A 22,290-nucleotide genomic window follows, 5' to 3' on the forward strand; every position below is an offset into this window, starting at 1 on the left:
GCAACCATGGCGTCCGTGCTCATCACCAGCTCACCGCTGCTCGGCCACGTCTCACCGTGTTTGACGGTGGCGCGGGAACTGCTCGGCCGAGGTCACCGGGTGAGGATGCTCACCGGCTCGCGGCACAGGGAACGCGTGGAGGCGGCGGGGGTCACCTTCCTGCCGCTGCCCGAGGCGGCGGACTACGACGACAGGGACATGGCGGCCGCCTTTCCGCAGGTGGCCGGGCTCACCGGCATCAAAGGGCTGAGCGCGGCCGTGCTCGAGGTGTTCTCCAAGCCGATCGACGCCCAGTTCGCGGCCGTGACGCACGCGCTGTCCACCGAGCTCACCCACGTGATCCTCTCCGAGATGCTGTTCGCTGGCGTCTACCCCATCACGTTGCTGCCCAGGGCCGTCCGGCCCGCGGTCGGCATTCTCGGCATCAGCCCGATGACGCTCAGGGCCCCCGGCCTGCCGCCGTACGGAATGGGCCTGCTTCCCGCCGCCGGGCCGGTGGAGGCCGTACGCAACAGGCTGCTGCACGTCGCCGCCAACCAGGCCGTGCTGCGGCCCGCCCAGCGCCATCTGGCGGAGGCGATGAAACGCCTGGTGGGCAGACGGCTTCCGGTGCCCTTCTTCGAGATGCCCGGACTGGGCGACGCCCTGCTGCACCTCGGCATCGAGGGCTTCGAGTATCCGAGACCCAACCCCCGGACCAAGCTGATCTTCGTGGGCCCGCTGATCTCGACCGCGGCGGGCGCCCCGCTGCCGGACTGGCACCGCGATCTCGACGGCAAGCGCGTCGTGCACGTCACCCAGGGCACCGTCGCCAACGGCGACTTCTCCACGCTGGTGGTCCCGGCCGTGTCCGCCCTGTCAGGGCGTGACGACCACATCGTCGTCATCACCGGAGGAGGGCGGCCGGAATCGGAGGTGGAGGCGGCGCTGGTCGGCGCGCTCGGCGAGGTGCCGGCGAACGTGCGGATCGGCGCGTTCCTCGACTACACGTGGCTGTTCCCCAAACTGGACCTGCTGATCACCAACGGCGGCTACGGCGCGGTGAGCATGGCGCTGCGGCACGGCGTGCCGTTGATCGTCGCGGGCAACACCGAGGAGAAGCCCGAGGTGGGAGCGCGTGTGCAGTGGTCCGGGGCGGGCCTGCGGATCCTGAAGGCCGAACCCACCACGGACGAGATCGCCCGCGCGGTCGCCACCGTCATGGGGGATCCCCGATTCCAGGAGAAGGCCGCCAAGCTGGGCGCGGAGGTCGCCGCCGCGCCGGGCATCGACGCCGTCGAGCGGTTCGTCCTGGCGGCCGTCCCCGCTCCTCAGGCTCCGGAGGAGCCCGCCGCTCCTCCCGCCCCTCCGGTCGTCTCGGCCGTCCCACCGGCTCCTCGCCTTTCCGCGGTTCCCGCGGTTCCCGCCGGGCAAAGGGGTGACGATGACTGAGCAGGACCCGCGGCGGTTCGTCCTGCCCCTGGTCGTGGGCTCCGGGGCGGCGTTCATCGCGGGACTGGACAACCTCGTCGTCACCACGGCGCTGGTGCGGATCCAGGAGAGCCTGGGGACCGACCTGGCCGGGCTCACCTGGACGATCAACTCCTACACGCTCACGTTCGCCGTGCTGATGCTGGGCGCCGCGGCGCTCGGTGACCGGATCGGCCGGCGCAGGGTCTTTCGCTGGGGGGTGCTGCTGTTCACCGTGGCGTCGGCGGCCATCGCGCTCTCCCCCAGCCTGGCCTTCCTGAACGTGTTCCGCGGCGTCCAGGGCCTCGGCGCGGCCGTCCTGGTGCCGCTCTCCCTCATCCTGGTGGTCGACTCGGTGCCCCAGCGGAAGCGGACCATGGCCGTGGCGATCTGGTCGGCGGCCCAGGGGCTCGCGGTGTCCGTCGGCCCGCTGGTCGGCGGGCTCATCGTGGGGTTCCTCGACTGGCAGTGGATCTTCTGGGTCAACGTCCCGATCGGGCTCGTGGTGGTCGCGACCGCGTCGGTCTTCCGTGACGACGCGCCCCGCACCGGGGGGCGGTTCGACGTGCCGGGCCTCGTCCTGCTGACCGCCGCGCTCCTCGGCCTCGTGCTCGGCCTGATCAACGGCGTCGGCCACGGATGGGGCGCGGCGCCGACCCTCCTGCCGCTGGCCGCGGGCGTGCTGGGGGCGATGGCCTTCCTCGCGTGGGAGCGGCGTGCCACGCGGCCGATCCTGCCTCTCGGCCTGTTCGCCGAGCGCGGTTTCACCCTGACCAACCTGAACGCGCTGCTGCTCACCGCGGGCGTCTTCGGCTCGGTGTTCCTGCTCATGCAGTACCTGCAGAAGGTCCTCGCCTACACGCCCGTCGAAGCGGGCGTGCGCACACTGCCGTGGACGCTGCTTCCCGCGGTGGCCGCCCCGATCTCCGGGGCTCTGGCCGAGCGCCACGGCACCAGGCCGATCATGATCGCCGGCTCCCTGCTCCAGGGCGCGGCGCTCGCCTGGTTCGCCCTGGTCGTCGACGAGGGCACCTCCTACCTGGCGTTGCTCCCCGGCATGGTGGCCGCGGGCGCGGGCATGGGCGCGTTCTTCGCCGTGGTCGCCACACAGTCGATGGCCTTCGCGCCACCCGGCCGGGAGGGGATCGCCTCGGGCGTGACGAACGCCGTACGGGAGATCGGGGTCCTGGCGGGGGTCGCGGCGCTGGCGACTGTCTTCCTCGGCGCGGGGGGACGGGACACCCCGGACGGCTTCGTCTCCGGCCTGCCGGCCGCGCTGTGGGTGGGCGCCGCCGGGCTGGCGCTGGCGAGCCTGCTGGCCTTCCTCACGCCTCGCCCGTCGCCCACGGGCCCGCGGGAGGAGACGCCGTCGCCGAGCGTGGAACATGTCTGAGAAACGGGAACCGCCGGCCTGTGGCGTGAGCCGCCGTACGGCGTCCCGTCACGAATCCGGTGACAGGACGCCGTGCGGTACGGCGTGGACGCTCTCCCCGGGAGCGCGCTCCCACGGGCGTGCGAACGGGAACCCCCGGAGCGGACCCCGCGGGGTCCGTCCCGTACCCGCGCGTGAACGCGCCCGAGGCGTCCGGGGCCGGTCGGGCTCAGGGCCAGTCGAGCGAGGGGCGGAGCGGGAGCCCGGCCGTGCCGTCGGCGTCGAGTTTCACGCCGAGGACCTGGTGGAGCTGGATCTTGTTGCGTTCGAAGCCGACCACGCAGGCCGCCATGTAGAGGCGCCAGACCCGCGCCGTCCCCTCGCCGACCTCCTGGACCGCCTCGTCCCAGTGCTCGTCGAGGTTGGCGCACCAGAAGCGGAGGGTCTGCGCGTAGTGCTCGCGCAGGTTCTCCTCGTGGCGGATCTCGAAACCGGTGTCCTCGATCTGGCGGGCCAGGTAACCGACCGACTCCAGCTCCCCGTCGGGGAAGACGTAGCGGTTGATGAAGCCGCCGGCGTTGAGGGTCTTCTCCGTGCCCGTCGGGCGGGTGATGCAGTGGTTGAGCAGCCGCCCGCCGGGGACGAGCTTGTCGTACAGGAAGCGGAAGTAGAAGGGCAGCTGGTCCTTGCCGATGTGCTCGGTCAGGCCGATCGAGCTGACGGCGTCGAAGCCGGTCTCCGGCACGTCGCGGTAGTCCATGTGGCGGACCTCGGCGAGCTCGCCGAGCCCGGCCTCGGCGATGGCCTTCTGCGCCCACTCGGCCTGCTGGCGCGAGAGGGTGACCCCCAGCGCCTTCACGCCGTACTCGCGGGCGGCGTGGATGACCATCCCGCCCCAGCCGCAGCCGACGTCCAGCAGCCTCATGCCGGGTTTGAGACCCAGCTTGCGGGCGACGAGCTCGAACTTGGCGAGCTGCGCCTCCTCCAGCGTGGACTCCTGCTCGGGGAAGACCGCGCAGGTGTAGGCCATGGAGGGGCCGAGCACCCACGAGTAGAACCTGTTGGAGACGTCGTAGTGGTGGTGGATGGCCTCGGCGTCGCGCTGCTTGGCGTGCCTGCTGCCCATCCGGGCGAGCATGCTGCGCCGCACCTCCTGCGGAGGCGGCGGCATCCGCGTGAGCAGCGGGCGGACGCCGAGGGCTCGGACGGCCGAGAGCTTCTGCCCGACCGGGATGTCGTTGACCGTGAGCGACCACATTCGGGACAGCAGGGTGTACATGTCCCCGTCGACGTCGAGGTGGCCGGACACGTACGCCCTGGCCAGACCCAGCTCTCCGGGGGCCTGCGCCAGGTACGCGACGGCCGCCGGGGTCTTCACCTCGACACTGATGTCGGCGCCGGCCGGCCCGGCCTTGCTTCCGTCGTAGGCGACGAAGCGCACGTCCGCCTCGGGCCCCATGACCTTCTCGAAGATCTCTGCGAGCAACACAGAATCAGCCTCTCTTAACGCCCCCGAACACACTTGTCGTAGAGGTCGAGCAACCGGCCACCCCCGTCGTATGCCCGCTTGACCGGCCAGTAGGCGGTTCCGTTATAAAACCGCCAGAATTCATCCTCCGGGTAGAACGAAGTGGAGTACAGCGATTTATGCCCCTCCAACTCGTGAACACGGTTCTCGATCAGACGGTTGTGGTAACCGTCGAACTGCCCTCTGGGGAGTGGGACCGTTCCCCAGAAGCCGAAATTGACGTAGAGCCGTCCCGGCTCCAGCGGGTAGAGGGGCCACTCGCCGGTGGACCTCAGCGGGCACATCCAGACCGGGGCCATGCCGACCTTGTCGTGGAAGAACTCCAGGAACTCGGCGCCGCGCTCGACGGGCACCTCGATGTCCTGGATGACCGACTCCTGCACGGGCAGGTCGCGCCAGCGGTCGACCCTGGCGATCACGCCGTACTTGCGGTCGAGGCCGACGAGCCTGCGGTAGACGTCCGAGCGCATCCACTTGCGCGGCATCAGGGAGCGCACCAGCGCGGTCTGCACGCCGAAGGCGCGCGAGCACCAGAACCAGTCGGTGTCCCAGCGCCACAGGTAGTCGCGGACGGTGAGCCAGTCTCGGGTCCTGGTCTGGATCGACCGGTAGTAGATGCGCATCCCGGTGTAGTCGGAGAGATACGGGGCGCGCTCGGCGAAGCGGCCCACCGTGATGTAGAGCTCGCCGGGGCCGAAGAACGTGCCGTCGACGAAGTCGACGCGCTCGCCGTCGTACTCGCCGCGCTCGCAGATCTCGCGCATCGCGAGCATGCACTTGTCTGCGTCGCCGAACGGGATGTGGGTCAGCCTCACGTACGGCTGGACGGGTTTCAGCTTGATGCGGATCCGCAGGGCGTAGCCGAGCGTGCCGTAGGAGTTGGGGAACGCGCGGAACAGGTCGCGGTGCTCGTTGTCGTCGCGGGCCACCACGATCCTGCCGTCGCCGGTGAGGATCTCCATCTCCTCCACCGACTCGTGCGGCAGCCCGTCCCTGAAGCTGGTGGACTCGATGCCGAGCCCCGTCACCGCCCCGCCCAGCGTGATCGTCTTCAGCTGCGGCACGACGTACGGCATGAACCCGTGGGCGAGCGTGGCGTCCACCAGGTTCTCGTAGGTCGTCATCCCCTGGACCTCGGCGGTCATCGCCACCGGGTCGACCTCGATCACCTGGTCCAGATCCCTGGCCGACAGCTTCGCCGACCGGGCGCCGTCCCTGAACCGGAACAGGTTGGTGGTGGCCTTGGAGAGCCGGGGCACCGCGTCTCCCGGGAGGGCGGCGTAGGACTCCCTGATCTGCTCCACCGCCTGACGGTGCGCCGACATCCCCGTCATCTGTCGCACGGTGATCACCCCCATGACCTCGTTGGAAAGATCGCCCCTAGGCACGTTATAACTCGGATGTCTCCAGAGCCAGGTAGGGCGCGTTAAACACGGGAAAACTCTACGACCGTCCTTCTCACGATCTTCGACCGACCACCGCGTCGACCCCGTTGACCACGTTCACGACGGGGCGGCCCTCGATCGCGGCCTGCAGGTTGTCCAGCACGCACCGAATCAGGCGGCCGGTCGACTGGGGGGTCACCCCGGCCACGTGCGGCGAGAGCAGGACCCTCGGGCTGTCGCGCAGCGGGTCGTCCTGCGGCAGCGGCTCGGTGTCGAAGACGTCGAGCGCGGCGCCGCCCAGGTGCCCCGACTCCAGGGCCGACAGCAGCGCCGCCGAGTCGACCACCTGCCCCCGCGCCGCGTTGACGAGCAGCGAGCCGGCGGGCATCAGGGAGGGGTCGACCAGCCTTCTGGTCTCCTCCGTCAGCGGGACGACCAGGACGAGGACGTGGGAGCTCGCGACCAGCTCGCCGAGCTCACGGTAGGTGTAGGGCACCTCGCGCGGCGTGCGGGTCCAGTAGGAGACCTCGCATCCGTGGGCGGCGAACATCCGGGCGGCGGCCTCGCCGATCGGGCCGAACCCGACGATGCCGACGCGCGAGCCGTACAGCTCGGCCGGCCCGAGGTCCAGCTGCGGCCAGCGTCCCGCGCGGACCGCGGCGTCGGCGTCGAGCAGCCGCCGCGACAGCGCGAGCGCGGCGGCGAGACACCACTCGGCCACCCCGATCGCGCTCACCCCCGCGGTGTTGGCCAGCGGCACGCCCGCCTCGGTGAGCGCGGCGAGGTCGTGGCCGTCCACGCCGACGGAGGGCTGCTGCACGAACGCCAGGTTCGGCGCGGCCCGGACGGCCTCGGCGTCCAGGGCGAGCCCGCCGCTCCAGTCGCCGACCACGATCTCGGCCTCGCCGAGGGCGGCCAGCAGCGACTCCCGGTCGCGGGTCGCGGGGACCGACACGGCGACCCGGTCGCCGAGCGAGCCGAGCAGGTTGCGTACCGCCTCCTCGGGGAGCGGCGGCAGTGCGAGCACCCTCCAGGGCGCGTCGCCCGCCGCCTCGGGGCGAAGGCCGCCGGGCGTGCTCTGGGTCATGTGACTCGTCTCCAGGGGAAGGAACGGGGAGCTCCGGGACCTCGGGGAGGACCTCGGGGGGGAACAGGGGAGCTCGGGAGGGGCAGGCCGTCAGGCGCGGGCGCGGGGCCCCCGCCCTCCGGGGCGGGTCACTCGCCGCCGCGAGGGTGGAAGCTGTCGAACACGCGGGTCATCAGGGCCTGCTGGGCGACCCACTCGTCGTCGTGGGTGGTCCAGCTGAGCACCATGACCGAGTCGCCCACCTCGATGAAGCGCCGCACCTCGCGGTAGGTCACCCCGGCGACGGCCCACGGGGCTCCCCCGTTGTCCTTCATGCTCCAGGTGAACTCCCACTGGAGCCCGGCACCGTAGGAGAGGGGGATCTTGGCCGTGTCCTCGGAGTGGATGTCGCTCCACTGGAGCACGTTCTCCTTGACGATCTCCTGGAGCGACTCCAGGCCGTCGACGCCTCCCTCCAGCGGTTCCACCGACATGTGGGCGGCACCGTCGCGGCGCAGCCACTGGGTGTAGCCCGTCTCGGCCGCCCAGTCGCCGTTCCAGCCTGCCGGGTAGCCGATGGACCAGTTCTCCGGGGGACGGGCCCGCCACGTCTTCAGCCCTCCGGCCGGCACCGCCTCCGCCCTGGTCCTGCTGGGTTTGGGAGTGGGGGTCGGGGTGAGGGTCTCCGACGCGCTCTCCGCGGGCTCCGGCGTGGACTCGACGACGGTGGGCGCCGAGCGCGCCACCGTCCGCTGCTCGGGCTGCGACATCGCCACGGCCGCCGCGGCGCCCCCGGCCGCCAGGAGCACGACGGCCCCCACGACCAGCGGGAGCCGCCCTCCCCTTCGGCGTCCGGACACGGCCGAGTTCCTGGTCTCGTGCCCGTCCCACCCTCCGGTGTGGTGGGAGGCCTTGCCGATGCGGCTGAAGTTCTCCTGCGTGCCGCTCGGGATCCCTCCCGCACGGTGGCCCCCGGTCCCTCCCGCGCGGCGGACGGCGGTCTCCCCGGTGCGGCGGGCCGCGGTCGAGGGGTCGTTGATGACCTCGGCCAGCATGGCGTCGGCCTGCTGCGCGGTCAGCCGGTGGGCGGGCTCCCGCTGGAGCATGCCGGTGAGCACCGCCCGCATCTCCGGGGGCACCACGCCGAAGTCGGGCTCCTCGGTGAGGAGCGCTCCGAGGGTGGAGATGGCGTCGCGGCGCTCGAAGGGCCCGTGGCCGACCAGGGCCGCGTAGAGGGTGGCGCCGAGAGCCCACAGGTCGGACCAGGGGCCGGCGTCGACGCCGGTGGCGCGCTCGGGCGGCAGGAAGCTCGGCGAGCCCGTCACCATGCCGGTCTGGGTGAGCGAGGTGTCGCCCTCGATGACGGCGATGCCGAAGTCGGAGAGCACGGCGCGGCCCTCGGCGTCCAGCAGGATGTTGCTCGGCTTGACGTCGCGGTGCAGGATCCCGGCCTCGTGGGCCGCGCGCAGGGCCGACAGCACCTGGCGGCCGATGTCGGCGACCTGGTGCACCGGCAGCAGGCCGACCTCGTCCAGCCCGCGGGCCCTGACCAGCTCCATGACGATCCAGGGGCGGCCGTCCTGCTCCGCCACGTCGTAGATCGCCACGATGCCGCGGTGGTTGAGCCTGGCCGCCGTCCTGGCCTCGCGGGAGGTGCGGGTCAGCTGGACCTGGTGCTCGGCCGGAGAGAGGTTGGGCGGCAGGAGCACCTCCTTCACGGCGACCGAGCGGTTGAGGAGGGTGTCGTAGCCCTCCCACACGACGCCCATGCCGCCCCTGCCGAGCTCTCGTAGCAATCGATAGCGCCCAGCGACCACCCGTTCACTGTGCGGATATGTCATCGCAAAACCCCTAGGTCCCATTCGGAGAGGGCGCAAGTTTCCCATACACGCGCGGGCGCCACGCGACTCCTCGTGATGTGTCTTGCCATGGAAAGCCGAATGTTGTTCTACTTGGGCGGGAGGGACGGCCGCGATCAAGACCGGTCGATCGCCTGTTCACGCCGTACCCGACGAGAGCCGGAACGCAGCCGAGGAGAATGTCGATGGAGCACGTGACCAGGAAGGGCCCGCTGGCCGGAGTCCGCGTGCTCGAACTGGCGGGGCTGGCCCCCGGGCCTTTCGCCGGGATGATGCTGGCCGACCACGGGGCCGAGGTGCTGCGCGTCGATCGCGTGAGCGCCGTCGCCAGGACCGGCGACAGGCCGCGCCCCGACGTGATGGACCGGGGCAAACGGACGGTCGGCCTGGACCTGAAGTCCCCCGAGGGGGTGGCCGCGTTCAAGGAGCTGGCCCGCCACGCCGACGTGGTCGTCGAGGTCTTCCGGCCGGGGGTCGCCGAGCGCCTCGGTATCGGCCCGGCCGACCTGCACGCGGTCAACCCGCGCCTGATCTACGGGCGGATGACCGGCTGGGGCCAGGACGGCCCGCTCGCGCCCGCCGCCGGGCACGACATCGACTACATCGCCGTCTCCGGCGTGCTGTCGATGCTGGGCCGCGAGGGCGAGCGCCCCACCCCGCCGATCAACATCCTCGGCGACTTCGCCGGGGGCGGCCTCATGCTCGCGTACGGCGTGCTGCTGGCGTTGATCGAGCGGGAGCGCACCGGCGAGGGCCGGGTGATCGACGCCGCCATGGTGGACGGCGCGGCGACGCTGTTCGCGATGTTCCACCACGGCGTGCAGACCGGCGGCTGGGGCCCGCGCGGCACGAACCTGCTCGACACCGGCGCGCCGATGTACGACACCTACGAGACCGCCGACGGCCGTTACGTGGCCGTCGGGGCGCTGGAGCCGCAGTTCTGGACCGAGATGGTCACCCTGATGGGCCTTGCGGACCTGCCCGACCGCGGCGACAGGGCACAGTGGCCCGCGCTCCGCGAGCGGCTGGCCGAGGCGTTCCGGTCCAGGACCCGCGCCGAGTGGGAGGCGGTGTTCGACGGCTCCGACGCCTGCGTCTTCCCGGTGCTGGAGGGGGACGAGGCCGCCGACCACCCGCACAACAAGGCCAGGGGCACGTTCGTCGAGATCGGCGGGGTCAGGCAGCCCGTGCCCGCGCCGCGCCTGCTCGGCGTGCCCGAGCAGGACCTCTCCCCCTCCACCCGGCTGGCGGACCTGTCCCCCTGGGGACTGCCCGACGAGACCGCGACGCGGCTGCGCGAAGCGGGGGTGCTGGCCTGACGGGCGGCGAGGCGGGCAGGGAGAGCGCGGACGACGGTCCCGCGAACACGAAGACCGAGACGACGAAGGACATCGAAGGCGTGGAAGGCACTGAGGGCGTGAAGGACATGAGCACCGAAGGTTCGCAGAAGATGGATGTTTTCGAGGCCCTCTACACGACCAGGGCGATGCGCAGGGTCAAGCCGGACCCGATCCCCGAGGAGGTCCAGCGGAGCATCCTTGACGCCGCCGTCCGCGCGCCCAGCGGCGGCAACGTGCAGAGCTGGCGTTTCCTGCTGGTCGACGACCTCGCGGTGAAGGAGCGGCTGGGGCCGCTCTACCGGGACGCCCTCGGGCGGCTCTTCGAGGGGCACTACAAGCCGATGCGCGAGAAGGCCGAGGCCGAGGGCGACACCCGGACGCTCAACGTGCTGAAGTCGGCCAAGCACCTGGCCGACCACTTCGAGGGCTACCCGCTGCTGCTGTTCGCGTTCGTCCGCAACGACCCGTCCGGCGGCTCGATCTTCCCCTCGGTGTGGAGCGCGCAGCTGGCCGCCCGCGCCCACGGGGTGGGCAGCGCGCTGACCAGCGTGCTCGGCATCTTCTACCCCGAGGAGACGCTGCGGGCGCTCGGCGTGCCCGAGGGCAAGGGCTGGAGCCTGGCCTGCACGGTCACCTTCGGCTATCCCACCGGCCGCTGGGGCGTCGCGCCCCGCCGCCCGGCGCACGAGGTGAGCTACCGCAACCAGTGGGGCCAGGACGTGGGCTTCGAGGTTCCCGAGCCCCTGTGGAAGCCGGAGAGCTGAACCCGCCTCCCGTGGTGCTTCCCCTGTGAGTGGAAGCCGGAGAGCCGAACCCGCCTCCCGTGGTGCTTCCCCTGTGATCTGACGGAACAGCTCCCCACCCGGGGCACCGGCGCGCCCGATCGGGCCGCCCGGCCGGACGCGCCGACGCGCCCCGGCCGGGCGGCCCGACTCCTTTTACCGGCCCGACTCCTTCACCGGCCCGACTCCTTCACCGGCCCGACTCCTTTACCGGCCCGACTCCTCTCCCGGCCCGACTCCTCTCCCCGGGCCGATCTCCCGCGTTCCCGGGCCGATCTCCCGCCTTCCTGGGCCGGCCCTCCGCGCCCCGTCGGCCTCTCCCGCCAGTCGGCCGACCGGCTCGCTCACGCCCTTCCGGCCGGATCGGTCCTCGCCCTTTCCTGCCTGATCAGCCCCCGATCGGGTCCTTCCGTGTGATCGGTTTCTCCGCTTCGAGCGGCCCGTTTTCCGCGGGCTACGCCCACCGCAGTCGTACATCTCTTCGTTGTAGGTGTTGATTCGAATGTAGTAGGTGTACTACATTCATTCACATGAGTACTGCATCACGCATCCGCACCCCGTCGCCAGTCATGCGGCTCCACTGAGCGGGGAGGGGTGCCGGAATGTCAGCGGAAGACGTCTACAACCGGATCTCGGTGCTGAGAGCCGAGCGCGGGATCTCGCGTAAGGATCTGGCGGCCGCGCTGGGAGTCCACTACCAGACGATCGGCTATCTGGAGCGCGGCGAATACAGCCCGAGCCTGTTCCTCGCCATGCGGATCGCCGAGCACTTCGAGGTGCCGCTGGAAGTCGTGTTCTCCCTCAAACCGTTCCCCCGCCTCGGCAGCGGTCAGACCAGTTGATCTCCCCGGCCGGAAAGCCGGGTCACCCTTGGAGATATTGATGAACACGTGGAAAGAAAGCCCGCACCAGACCCGTCCCGACGCCCTGGATCGCGACGACCTGCCCGGCTGGTACGCCACCCGGGGCCGCAGGCGGCTGATCGCCTCGGCGGTGGCCCTCTCGCTGGTGCTCCTGTGGGCGGACGTCCCCGTCTCCTGGGCCGGCGCGCCGAGTGACGGCGCCGACCTGTCCGACTTCGCGCTCCTGGCGCTCAGCATGGTGATCTACTTCCCCGCCGTCACCCTGCTCAGCATCGCCACCCGCGGTGTCGTCAACCTGGCCGAGCGCCACCTGGACGAGCGCCAGCTGGCCGAGCGCCTGCGGAACGTCGCCATCTCCCACCGGGGCACGACGGGCATCCTGGTCGCCCTCTTCGCCACGGCCATCGCGCTGGGCGTCGCCCAGGGCCGCGACTACTCCATGCCGGGGGACGCGTTCTTCTCCCTGGCGCTCGCCCTGGCGCTGACGCACTTCGTGCTTCCGCTGGTCGTCTCCGGATGGCGGCTGCCCGACCCGCCCGGCGACGACGACTGAACGCCCGCCCCGATGGGCGAACCGGCCGGGAGCGGCCCCGGCGGCAGGATCCCGGCACGACAGCGCACGACGGGGAGGTCCGGTGTGGCCACGGGGGCCGCACCGGGCCTCCCCGTTCGGTTCGCCGGGAGCGTTCCCGGGAGCGGGACCGTTCAGCGCATCGGGGACAGGACCGCCGCGTAGATGTCGGCGCCCCCCGGGTGGTGCACCTCCACGTCGGTGGTGAAGGACCTCGGCGGGGTGCCTCCCGACTCGGTGTGCTTCCACAGCTGCTGCCAGGCCTCCAGCAGGACGCCCGGCATCGGCCCGCGGGCCTCGATCTTCAACGACGGCACCCCGGGCACCCGTACCGCCACCATGCCCTCGGGCAGCGCCGCGGCGCTGCGCACGGCGACCCCGACGATCTGGGTGTAGGCACCGTGGTGATCACTCTCGTAGTCGGTGAGCACCGCGTAGATGTTCTCGTCGACCCGTCCCGGCACGTGGGCGAAGGCACCCGGGGATCCCGCCCGCGCCCAGAGCGCGCCGAGCCTCCCCCGGCCCGGCTCCGCCTCGTCGGCGTTCGACGTCCGTACGGCATGACCTACGACGAGCATCTCGGGCCGATCAACCACGATCACAATGCCTCCTCATGGCCATCCACTTATTCACGCAAACCGGATCTTAGCCTTCGGCCCGACCTGCCCGGTCCTCTTCGGAGGCCCGGAAAAGGGGAACGCTCATCTCTGGCAAATCACGGGATAAGGTGGATCAACGTGAGATTTCTCAATGAGATGGCACCGGCTTACGACCTGACCTACAGCGACGTTTTCATGGTCCCGTCGCTCTCCTCCGTCGGCTCGCGACTCGCCGTCGACCTCTCCAGCCGAGACGGCACCGGAACCACCATCCCCATCGTGGTCGCCAACATGACGGCGGTGGCGGGACGGCGGATGGCCGAGACCGTCGCGCGGCGGGGCGGGATCACCGTGATTCCGCAGGACATCCCGATCGACGTGGTCGCCGACGTCGTCGACTGGGTCAAGAAACGCGACCTGGTCCACGACACGCCACTGACGCTCACCCCGCACGACACCGTCGGCGAGGCGCTCAACCTGCTGCCCAAGCGGGCCCACGGCGCGATCATCATCGTCGACTGGGACAACCGCCCGACCGGCGTGGTCACCGAGAGCGACTGTTCCGGTGTGGACATGTACACCCAGCTCTCCCAGGTGATGTCCGACCACCTTCTCACGCTGCCCGCCGGGCTCGACCCGCGCGAGGCCTTCGACCGCCTCCACGGGGGCCGCCACCGGCTCGCCCCGGTCGTGGACGAGGAAGGCCGGCTGGTCGGCATCCTGACCAGGACCGGCGCGCTGCGCGCCACCCTGTACCGGCCCGCCGTCGACGACTCGGGCAAACTCCGCGTCGCGGCGGCCGTCGGGGTCAACGGCGACGTGGCCGCCAAGGCCAAGGAGATCCTCGACGCCGGGGTGGACTGCCTGGTCGTGGACACCGCCCACGGCCACCAGGAGAAGATGATCAGTGCCCTGAGGGCGGTCCGCGCGCTCGGCCCGGACGTGCCCGTCGCGGCGGGCAACGTCGTCACCGCCGAGGGTGTACGGGACCTCGTCGAGGCGGGGGCGGACATCCTGAAGGTCGGCGTCGGCCCGGGGGCCATGTGCACCACCCGGATGATGACCGGCGTGGGCCGCCCGCAGTTCTCCGCCGTGCTGGAGTGCGCCGCCGAGGCCCGCAGGCTGGGCCGCCACGTGTGGGCCGACGGCGGTGTCCGCCATCCCCGCGACGTGGCCCTGGCCCTGGCCGCGGGGGCGTCCAACGTGATGATCGGCTCGTGGTTCGCGGGCACCTACGAGTCGCCCGGCGACACCCGCACCTCGGCCGACGGGCGCAAGTACAAGGAGAACTTCGGCATGGCCTCGGCCCGCGCGGTGCGGCTGCGCACGGCCGAGGACTCCCCCTTCGACCGGGCACGCAAGGCGTTGTTCGAGGAGGGCATCTCCACCTCCAGGATGTATCTCGACCCGGCCATGCCGAGCGTCGAGGACCAGATCGACGCCATCGTGGCCGGTCTGCGCTCCTCGTGCACCTACGCGGGCGCCGCCACCCTGGAGGAGTTCCACGAGCGGGCGGTGGTCGGCGTGCAGAGCTCGTCCGGCTACACCGAGGGCATGCCGCTCCACCAGAGCTGGTGATCCACCCGTGGGAGCGCGGCCGCGGGGGCTCGGGGTCGCCGCTCCCCGCGGCGGATCAATCCGTGGGAGCGCGGCGCCGCCGTACACGTGGCGCCCGCTCTCGCCGGTCTCCCTTCCGCGGGCTTTCTCCCAAAAGCCCTTTCCCGGGGGCCACCTCTCGCGGGTCACCTCCTGCGGGTCACCTCCCGCGGATCTTCGGCGCCCGGTCGTCGGGGTCGGCGCGGGTGCCGGAGGCGCGGCGCTCCTCCAGCGGCAGCGGTCTGCTCCGGTAGCGGGTGAGCCTGTACACCGCGGCGAAGGCCGCGAGTACCAACGCCACCTCCACTATCACGATGAACACGATCATTTCCGATTCCTTCGTGACCTCGGCGCCGGTGCCCTGTCTCCCGCCCTCACTGACGCCGTCTTGCAGGAACCCTAAGGGTAAGCCCTTACCAATGTCCAAAATGTCCGGATTTCTTTCCCAATTAATGGGGTGCCCCACTCACGGCTTCCGGGGGTCACCATTCACGGCAAGATCCCGGCAGGGGACGCGCATCGTCCCAGAGCCACGGGGTAGTCGGCCCGTCGAGCCATCTCCCACCCCCGAAAGGCGAGCAGACATGAATGGAACGCCCACCGGCCTGGACACGCAGGTCGTCGTGGACCGGAGGGTCCTGGCAGGCTACGACAACTACCTCGCGGCGCAGCGAACCGTCGACGGGCTCTCCGACGCGGGTTTTCCCGTCGAGAACGTGGCGATCGTCGGTAGCGACCTGAAGCTCGAGGAGACCGTCACCGGCAGGATGACCAACGGGCGGGCCGCGCTCACCGGAGCCGGAAGCGGCGCGGCCTTCGGCGTCGTCGTGGGAATGTTCCTCGGCCTGTTCACCTCGACCACGCTGTCGTTCTTCGTGCTCGTGCTCTGGGCGGCCCTGTGGGGTGCGGTGATGGGCGCCGCGTTCGGTTTCATCAACCACCTGTTCACCGGCGGCAAGCGGGACTTCGCCTCGCGCAGCGCGATCGTCGCCGGTCGCTACGACGTGCTGGTCGCGGCCTCGCACATGGACCACGCGCGCGCCATCCTGGAGTCGACTCCCGGCCCGGCCGACACCATGGTGGTCGAGGTTCCCCCGTCCGCCGGCCTGTACGACCCGGCCGCCGCGGGGAGCACCACCCCGAGCAACCCCGTCCCGCCGCGGACGCTCACGACCGACGTCCCCCCGCAGCCGACCGCCCCCGACCTCTCGGGCCGCCCGGTCACCTCCCCCCTCCCCCCGCAGCCGGTCACCCCCGACTTCACCCCGCGACCGGCCACCTCCGACCTTCCCGCGGACGCCCCGTCCGCCCCGTCCGCCCCGCGCGCGGACGCCCCGGCCGGGCCCGCCACCGAGGCCACCCCGGCCCCCGTGTCGCCGAGCGTCTCGCAGAGCACCTCCCCGAGCGCCCCCTCGGTCACCTCGCCGAGCACCTCGCCGGACACCGAGGAGAGCCCCGTCCCCGCACGGCCCGACACCGCCGAGCACCAGATCCCCGCTCAGCCCACCTCCCCCGACCGCTCCACCGCCTCGGCCGCCAAGGAGCGCCCCGGCTCCTGAGACAGGCGGGAAAATTCGGCGGGCGCCCTGGCCAGGGCGCCCGCCGGACCTGTTCCGGAGCTCGGGCACTGTTCCCACCCGACTCTCACCCCGGTCGCTTACACCCGTCGGGGTGGCGGCACCCCGCTCCTTGCCGGATCGGCAGGCGGACAGGAGGAGGAAGGCCGGCTACTCGTCCGCGTCCCAAGCGCCCAGGAAGAAGAACTCCAGGGTGATCTCCAGGCTCGGCCAGGGGCCGTCCTCCTCGGTGCTCCCGGGTCACGTCCGAAAAACCCGGAGGGCGCCCCGGGACCGGGGCGCCCTCCGGGTGGTGGACGAGAGAGAGGGACAGGTCAGCCCTTGACGCTGCCCGCCAGCAGGCCGCGGACGAAGTAGCGCTGCATCGACAGGAAGACGATCAGCGGGATGATCAGCGAGACGAACGCCCCCGAGGTCAGGCGTTGCCACTCGTTACCTCTGGTACCGGCCATCTGTGCCAGCCGTACCGTCATCGGGGCGCTCTCCGGGGTGCCCCCGGCGAAGATCAGGGCCACCAGCAGGTCGTTCCAGACCCAGAGGAACTGGAAGATCGCGAAGGTGGCGAGCGCGGGTACGACCAGCGGGAGGACGATCGTGCGCAGGACCTTCCCGTGGCTGGCCCCGTCGACCCTGGCCGCCTCCATCAGCTCGCCGGGAAGCTCGGACATGAAGTTGTGCAGCAGGAAGACGCCCAGCGGCAGCGCGAAGCAGGTGTGGGCGAACCAGACCTGGATGAACCGGGCCGGGCCCTCCAGGTCCCAGGCGGGCATCAGCTGGAGGCCGAAGACGGACACGCCCTCGGAGAAGAACGACAGCAGCGGGACGAGCGCCATCTGCAGCGGCACGATCTGCAGCGCGAAGATGCCGATGTAGATCCACTCGCGCCCGCGGAACGGCAACCAGGCCAGCGCGTACGCGGCGAAGGTGGCCAGGGCCAGCGGGAAGAGCACCGACGGGATCGTGATGACGATCGAGTTGATCAGGAAGCTCATCATCTGGCCGGAGGACGAGGAGGTGCCGAACAGGACCTCCTGGTAGTTCTCCAGCGTGAGCTGCGGGCTGGAGAAGAACGTCCACCAGCCGGTGGTCTTGACCTGGTCCTCCGGGCGCAGCGAGGAGAGCAGCAGGCCGAAGGTCGGGGTGGTCCACAGGACGGCGATGACGATCGCGACGAGGCTGGCGATCCGGCCGCTCAGCCTCCGCCGTACCCGCTGCGGCGCGGTCGTCGTCTCGGGCCGCACCACGGTCTGGGTCAACGTGGCCATGTGGACTCCTTCGCCCGCCGCGTGCTCGCGGCGCCTGGCCGGCCTGCTCGCCCGGTCACCTGACGGCCTCTCTGCGCTGGCGGATCTGGTAGATCACGATCGGGGTCACCAGGACGAACAGGAAGACCGCGAGGGCCGCGCCCTTGCCCGTCTCGCCGTACCGGAACGCCTGGTTGTACATCTCGTTGGCGATGACGCTGGTGTCGAACTGGCCGCCGGTCATGGTGCGGACGATGTCGAACAGCTTGAGCGTGCCGATCGACTGCGTGACCAGCACCACGATCACGGCCGTGCGGATCGACGGCAGCGTCACCCGGAAGAACATCTGCAGCGGGGTCGCCCCGTCCAGCTTGGCGGCCTCGATGATCTCGGCGGGGATTCCCTTGATCGCGGCGGAGAGCACCACGGTGGCGAACCCCGCCTGGATCCAGACCATGACCACGATCAGGAACAGCGTGTTGAGCGGTGCCTCCTGGAGCCACTGCTGCGGCTCGCCGCCGAGGGCGACCGTGATCTGGTTGAGCAGGCCGATCTGGTCCTGCTCCTCGGAGCGGTAGGCGTAGACGAAGCGCCAGATGATGCCCGCGCCGACGAAGGAGATCGCCATCGGCAGGAAGACCAGCGACTTGGCGAGCGACTCGAAGCGGGTGCGGTCGACCAGGACGGCGTAGACCAGCCCGATCGCGGTCACCAGCAGGGGGACGAGCAGCACCCAGACGAGGGTGTTGCGCAGGACGGTCACCGCCTCGGGCTGGGTGAACATCCAGGAGTAGTTCTCCAGGCCGACCCACTGCTTGCCGTCACCGCTCATGAACGACAGCAGGGTGGTCCGCACGGCCGGTACGACCAGGCCGATGGCGAGGAGCAGGAGCGCGGGCAGAAGAAGGATCGTGGCGTGGGGCCACGCGCGCCGCCGCATCGGAGCGCGGTCGACCAGCACAAGGATCACCGCGACCACTACGAGGAACGCGGCGACGCCGATCAGCAGCTGGACGAGTTTGGGCAGTTCGGCGGCGAAGTCGAAGTCCATCGGAGGATCTCCCGGAAGGATCGGGCCGGGCGGGCGACGGGCCGGCCCCGCGTCACCGCGGGGCCGGACCCACCGGGATGGGTCAGGACTTGGGCCAGGAGGCTTCGATGTAGTCGAGGACCGTCTTGGTGTCCTTGCCGTTGATCCAGTCGGTCATGCCCTTCCAGAACGTGCCCGCGCCGACCGCGGCCGGCATCAGGTCCGAGCCGTCGAAGCGGAAGACCGTGCTCGGGTCCTGCAGCATCTCCATGGAGAGCTTGTCGATCGGGTTCTGGGCGTTGGCCGGGTCGACGCCCTTGCGCGCGGTGACGTAGGTCGCCAGCTTCATGCGGGTGGTGGGGAACTCAGGGCCGGCGAGGTAGGCCTGGACGGCCTGGACCTCGGGACGGTCGGCGAAGGCCGCCACGAACTCGCCCGCGCCGAGCACCGGCTTCTTGGCCGGGTCGTTGCCCGGCAGGTAGAAGGCGAACACGTCGCCGTCCTCGGCGACCTTGGTGCCCTCGGGCCAGAAGTTGGCGTAGAAGGACGCCTGGCGGTGCAGGGCGCACTTGCCCTCGGTGATCGGGACGCCGCCCTCCTGGAAGGCGGTGCTGGCGATCGACTTGACCGGGCCGTAGCCGCCGTTGACGAACTTCTCGTTCTTGAGGATCGCGCCGACCTTGTCGACCGCCGCGGTGACCTTGGGGTCGTTGAACGGGGTCTTGTGGCTCACCCAGTCGTCGTATCCCTCGGGACCGGCCTCACGCAGCATGAGGTCCTCGATCCAGTCGGTGGCCGGCCAGCCGGTCGCGTCACCGGACTCGATGCCCGCGCACCACGGCTTGACGCCGGTGCCGGCGATCGTGTTGGTGAGCGTCATGAGCTCGTCCCAGGTCTTGGGGATCGCCCAGCCCTTCTCGGTGAACATCTTCGGGGAGTACCAGACGAAGGACTTCACGCTGGCGCCCAGCGGGGCGCCGTAGAAGGTGCCGTCGACGGTGGAGTACTTGGCCCAGTCCTCCGACCAGCCCTCGGCGGTGAGCTTCTTGACCTCCTCGGAGGCGGGCTTGAGCTTTCCTGCCTTGGCGAAGCGCTCCAGGAGACCCGGCTGGGGGAAGAAGGCGATGTCGGGGGGGTTGCCGCCGTCCGCGCGGACCTGGATCTGGGCCTCGAACTCGCCGGTGCCCTCATAGGTGATCTTCATTCCGACGCAGTCGGCGAACGGTTTCCACGCCTGCTCGAAGAGGTCGGCCTCCGTGTCACGGATCGGCGAGTAGATGCTGACGGTCTTGCCCTCGTGCTTGCCGTACTGGCTGAAGGCAGCGCATGCGGGATCGGCGCTGGCGGCGCCGCTCGCCGATGGCGCGGGGTCCGTGGATCCACAGGCGGTGACGACCAACGCCAGCCCTATGCTGCCCGCCACAAGGGCGGTGCGGCGGGACCGAGAGAGGAGCGACATGGAACCTTCCTCCATATACACAATTGCCGGGGAGTGTGAGAGCGCTCTCTGGAAGAATTGTCTGCCCACAACGCGATGTCAAGAACTGTGATATTACGGTTACGGTCTCAATTTTCTTGACACGATCAGTGCGATACCGTGATGCTCCAGAGAGCGCTCTCACGTGACATCCGAACAGAATGGGGCGGTGAGGACATGACCATGTCCGCCGAAAAGTCCTACGACCTTCAGGACTCCGGCGTGCTGAGGTTTCCCGAGGGCTTCGTCTGGGGCGCGGCCACCGCGGCCTACCAGATCGAGGGCGCCGCCCGGGACGACGGCAGGGGCCCCTCCATCTGGGACACCTTCTCCCGGACCCCCGGCAAGGTCCACGCGGGCCACACGGGTGACGTCGCGTGCGACCACTACCACCGCTATCCCGAGGACGTCGCGGTCATGCGCGACCTCGGCCTGCACGCCTACCGCTTCTCCATCTCCTGGCCCCGCGTGCAGCCCGACGGATCCGGCCCGGCCAACCCGCGCGGCCTGGACTTCTACGACCGACTCGTCGACGAGCTCCTCGGCAACGGCATCACCCCCATCGTGACGCTCTACCACTGGGACCTGCCGCAGACCCTGGAGGACCGGGGCGGCTGGACCAACCGGGAGGTCGCGGCGCACTTCGCCGACTACGCCGCGATCGCGCACGGCAGGCTGGGCGACCGGGTCGAGACGTGGACCACCCTGAACGAGCCCTGGTGCTCGGCCTTCCTCGGCTACGCGTCGGGCATCCACGCCCCCGGTCTCGCCGATCCCGCGCTGGGCTTCGCCGCCGCCCACCACCTGCTGCTCGGCCACGGCCTGGCCGTCCAGGCGCTGCGCGCCTCCGGCGCCGCCACCGTCGGCATCACGCTCAACCTCTCCCCCGTGATCGGCGACGACACCCCGGCCGCCGAGCTCGTCGACGGCCTGCAGAACCGGATCTTCCTGGACCCGCTGCTGCGCGGGGAGTATCCCGCCGACGTCGTCGAGCGGGCCCGCCGCTTCACCGACTGGTCCTTCGTCCACGACGGGGACCTGGAGATCATCAGCGAGCCGATCGACCTGCTGGGCGTGAACTACTACCACCCGCAGACCGTGACCGCCCGCAGCGGCGAGCCCGCCAACCCGGTCTACCCGGGCAGCGAGGGCATCGCCTTCGGCGGGGCCGACGCGCCGCAGACCGCGATGGGATGGCCGGTCCAGCCGTTCGGCCTGACCGATCTGCTCCTGCGGCTGTCGCGCGACTATCCGGGCACCCCACTGATCATCACCGAGAACGGCGCCGCCTTCGACGACGTCGTCGAGGACGGCGAGGTGCACGACGTCGGCCGTCTCTCCTACCTCGACGGGCACCTGCGCGCGGCGCACGCGGCCATCGAGGGCGGCGCCGACCTGCGCGGTTACCTCGTCTGGTCACTCCTGGACAACTTCGAGTGGGCCGAAGGCTACCGCAAGCGGTTCGGTGTCGTACATGTCGACTATGCGACGCAACGCCGCACTCCCAAGGACAGCGCCCTGTGGTACAGCGAGGTCGTACGCCGGAACGGGTTGTGAGGGCCCGTCCAACCCTGGAGAAGGTGGCCGCCCGGGCCGGTGTGTCCCGGGCGACCGCCTCGCGCGTGGTCAACGGCTCCACGCGCGTTGCACCGCAGATCCGTGACGCGGTCAACCGCGCCGTGGAGGAGCTGGGCTACGTGCCCAACCAGGCGGCGCGGAGCCTGGTCACCCAGCGGGCCGACTCCGTGGCGCTCGTCTTCCCCGAGCCGGCGACCCGCGTCTTCTCCGACGACCCGACCTTCGCCGGGATCATCCGCGGGGTCAGCATGGAGATCGAGGAGGCCGACAAGCAGCTCGTGCTGATGCTCACCGGCATGGCGGGCGGCTACCAGCGGGTCGAGCGCTACGCCACCAACGGCCACGTCGACGGCGTGATCATCGCGTCGATGCACGGCACCGACCCGCTGCCGGGCATCCTCGCCAGGCGCGGGGTGCCGGTGGTGTGCAGCGGCCGGCCGACCGTGCCCAGCAGCCTGCCGTACGTGGACATGGACAACGCCGGCGGCGCCGAGCGCGCGGTGCGGCACCTGATGGAGCGGGGCAGGCGGCGCATCGCCACCATCGCCGGGCCGCAGGACATGATCGCCGGGATCGACCGGCTCAACGGCTACCGCGCCGTGCTGCGCGACTCCGACCGCCGCTCCATCGTGGCGGTCGGCGACTTCACCCGCGACTCGGGGACGTCGGCGATGCGGCAGCTGCTCGCCGACGACCCGGAGATCGACGCGGTGTTCGTGGCCAACGACCTGATGGCGCTGGGCGCGCTTCCGGCCCTGCGCCAGGCGGGCCGGCGGGTTCCCGACGACGTCGCGGTGGTCGGCTTCGACGACATCCCGGCCGCGTCCTACACCGAGCCCCCGCTGAGCACGGTCAGGCAGCCGACCGTCGAGATGGGGCGGAGGCTCGCCCGCATGGTCCTGGACCTGGAGGAGAAGGCGCAGGTGATGCTGCCCACCGAGCTGGTCGTGCGGGGATCCACCGCGCCCTGAACA

General features: G+C 70.8%; 19 protein-coding genes. 10 read left to right on the forward strand and 9 right to left on the reverse strand.

The window, feature by feature from the left end; genetic code table 11:
• The first annotated feature begins 6 nt into the window (after positions 1 to 6).
• Both AC5L38_RS26140 and AC5L38_RS26145 read left to right on the forward strand, forming a co-directional pair.
• Entirely contained in the window at positions 7 to 1,431 is a 1,425-nt protein-coding gene (locus AC5L38_RS26140) for a glycosyltransferase (RefSeq protein WP_495245455.1), read from the forward strand.
• Positions 1,424 to 2,842, forward strand: a complete 1,419-nt coding sequence (locus AC5L38_RS26145) for an MFS transporter (protein WP_495245456.1) — start codon at positions 1,424 to 1,426, stop codon at positions 2,840 to 2,842. The genes AC5L38_RS26140 and AC5L38_RS26145 overlap by 8 nt, the downstream gene beginning before the upstream one ends.
• Positions 2,843 to 3,050: 208 nt before the next feature.
• Here the strand turns inward: AC5L38_RS26145 and AC5L38_RS26150 are convergent, their stop codons facing one another.
• The 4 genes from AC5L38_RS26150 to AC5L38_RS26165 form a co-directional block, all read right to left on the reverse strand.
• Positions 3,051 to 4,310, reverse strand: a complete 1,260-nt coding sequence (locus AC5L38_RS26150; protein ID WP_495245457.1) for a class I SAM-dependent methyltransferase — start codon at positions 4,308 to 4,310, stop codon at positions 3,051 to 3,053.
• A 14-nt stretch (positions 4,311 to 4,324) separates the two neighbouring features.
• On the reverse strand, positions 4,325 to 5,683 hold the full coding sequence (locus AC5L38_RS26155) for an FAD-binding oxidoreductase (RefSeq protein ID WP_495245559.1): 1,359 nt from the start codon (positions 5,681 to 5,683) through the stop codon (positions 4,325 to 4,327).
• 124 nt (positions 5,684 to 5,807) lie between these two features.
• Positions 5,808 to 6,821 (reverse strand): NAD(P)-dependent oxidoreductase, encoded by a 1,014-nt coding sequence (locus AC5L38_RS26160; RefSeq protein ID WP_495245458.1) that lies wholly within the window; start codon positions 6,819 to 6,821, stop codon positions 5,808 to 5,810.
• Positions 6,822 to 6,949: 128 nt separating this feature from the next.
• Positions 6,950 to 8,641, reverse strand: a complete 1,692-nt coding sequence (locus AC5L38_RS26165) for a serine/threonine-protein kinase (protein ID WP_495245459.1) — start codon at positions 8,639 to 8,641, stop codon at positions 6,950 to 6,952.
• A 203-nt stretch (positions 8,642 to 8,844) separates the two neighbouring features.
• Between AC5L38_RS26165 and AC5L38_RS26170 the strand changes: the two genes are divergently transcribed.
• From AC5L38_RS26170 to AC5L38_RS26185, 4 genes are all read left to right on the forward strand, one after another.
• Positions 8,845 to 9,978 (forward strand): CaiB/BaiF CoA transferase family protein, encoded by a 1,134-nt coding sequence (locus tag AC5L38_RS26170; protein WP_495245460.1) that lies wholly within the window; start codon positions 8,845 to 8,847, stop codon positions 9,976 to 9,978.
• 131 nt (positions 9,979 to 10,109) lie between these two features.
• The gene (locus AC5L38_RS26175) at positions 10,110 to 10,763 is read left to right on the forward strand and encodes a nitroreductase family protein (protein ID WP_495245461.1); all 654 of its coding nucleotides are present in this window, start codon (positions 10,110 to 10,112) and stop codon (positions 10,761 to 10,763) included.
• A gap of 620 nt (positions 10,764 to 11,383) precedes the next feature.
• Positions 11,384 to 11,623 carry a helix-turn-helix transcriptional regulator gene (locus AC5L38_RS26180; protein WP_495245462.1) on the forward strand — a complete coding sequence of 80 codons (240 nt, stop codon included), beginning with the start codon at positions 11,384 to 11,386 and terminating at the stop codon, positions 11,621 to 11,623.
• A gap of 40 nt (positions 11,624 to 11,663) precedes the next feature.
• Positions 11,664 to 12,197, forward strand: a complete 534-nt coding sequence (locus tag AC5L38_RS26185; RefSeq protein ID WP_495245463.1) for a hypothetical protein — start codon at positions 11,664 to 11,666, stop codon at positions 12,195 to 12,197.
• A 152-nt stretch (positions 12,198 to 12,349) separates the two neighbouring features.
• Here AC5L38_RS26185 and AC5L38_RS26190 read toward each other — a convergent pair whose 3' ends face one another.
• Complete coding sequence (locus AC5L38_RS26190) at positions 12,350 to 12,817, reverse strand: GyrI-like domain-containing protein (RefSeq protein ID WP_495245464.1); 468 nt, start codon at positions 12,815 to 12,817, stop codon at positions 12,350 to 12,352.
• Positions 12,818 to 12,952: 135 nt separating this feature from the next.
• On the opposite strand from AC5L38_RS26190, the gene AC5L38_RS26195 reads away from it, so the two are divergent.
• The gene (locus tag AC5L38_RS26195; RefSeq protein WP_495245465.1) at positions 12,953 to 14,392 is read left to right on the forward strand and encodes a GuaB1 family IMP dehydrogenase-related protein; all 1,440 of its coding nucleotides are present in this window, start codon (positions 12,953 to 12,955) and stop codon (positions 14,390 to 14,392) included.
• A gap of 178 nt (positions 14,393 to 14,570) precedes the next feature.
• On the opposite strand, the gene AC5L38_RS26200 is transcribed toward AC5L38_RS26195, so the two are convergent.
• Positions 14,571 to 14,738: a hypothetical protein gene (locus AC5L38_RS26200; RefSeq protein ID WP_495245466.1), complete on the reverse strand. Its 168-nt coding sequence runs from the start codon at positions 14,736 to 14,738 to the stop codon at positions 14,571 to 14,573.
• A 256-nt stretch (positions 14,739 to 14,994) separates the two neighbouring features.
• Between AC5L38_RS26200 and AC5L38_RS26205 the strand changes: the two genes are divergently transcribed.
• Positions 14,995 to 15,969, forward strand: coding sequence for a YflT domain-containing protein (locus AC5L38_RS26205; protein ID WP_495245467.1), 975 nt, complete (start codon positions 14,995 to 14,997; stop codon positions 15,967 to 15,969).
• Positions 15,970 to 16,301: 332 nt separating this feature from the next.
• Here AC5L38_RS26205 and AC5L38_RS26210 read toward each other — a convergent pair whose 3' ends face one another.
• From AC5L38_RS26210 to AC5L38_RS26220, 3 genes are all read right to left on the reverse strand, one after another.
• Positions 16,302 to 17,252 carry a carbohydrate ABC transporter permease gene (locus AC5L38_RS26210; RefSeq protein ID WP_495245468.1) on the reverse strand — a complete coding sequence of 317 codons (951 nt, stop codon included), beginning with the start codon at positions 17,250 to 17,252 and terminating at the stop codon, positions 16,302 to 16,304.
• 55 nt (positions 17,253 to 17,307) lie between these two features.
• The gene (locus AC5L38_RS26215) at positions 17,308 to 18,282 is read right to left on the reverse strand and encodes a carbohydrate ABC transporter permease (RefSeq protein ID WP_495245469.1); all 975 of its coding nucleotides are present in this window, start codon (positions 18,280 to 18,282) and stop codon (positions 17,308 to 17,310) included.
• An 82-nt stretch (positions 18,283 to 18,364) separates the two neighbouring features.
• Entirely contained in the window at positions 18,365 to 19,720 is a 1,356-nt protein-coding gene (locus AC5L38_RS26220; RefSeq protein ID WP_495245470.1) for an ABC transporter substrate-binding protein, read from the reverse strand.
• Positions 19,721 to 19,915: 195 nt separating this feature from the next.
• Between AC5L38_RS26220 and AC5L38_RS26225 the strand changes: the two genes are divergently transcribed.
• Both AC5L38_RS26225 and AC5L38_RS26230 read left to right on the forward strand, forming a co-directional pair.
• Positions 19,916 to 21,295: a GH1 family beta-glucosidase gene (locus AC5L38_RS26225; protein WP_495245471.1), complete on the forward strand. Its 1,380-nt coding sequence runs from the start codon at positions 19,916 to 19,918 to the stop codon at positions 21,293 to 21,295.
• Positions 21,292 to 22,287: a LacI family DNA-binding transcriptional regulator gene (locus AC5L38_RS26230; protein WP_495245472.1), complete on the forward strand. Its 996-nt coding sequence runs from the start codon at positions 21,292 to 21,294 to the stop codon at positions 22,285 to 22,287. The genes AC5L38_RS26225 and AC5L38_RS26230 overlap by 4 nt, the downstream gene beginning before the upstream one ends.
• Positions 22,288 to 22,290: the final 3 nt, after the last annotated feature.

It is taken from the genome of Streptosporangium nanhuense (assembly GCF_059358815.1).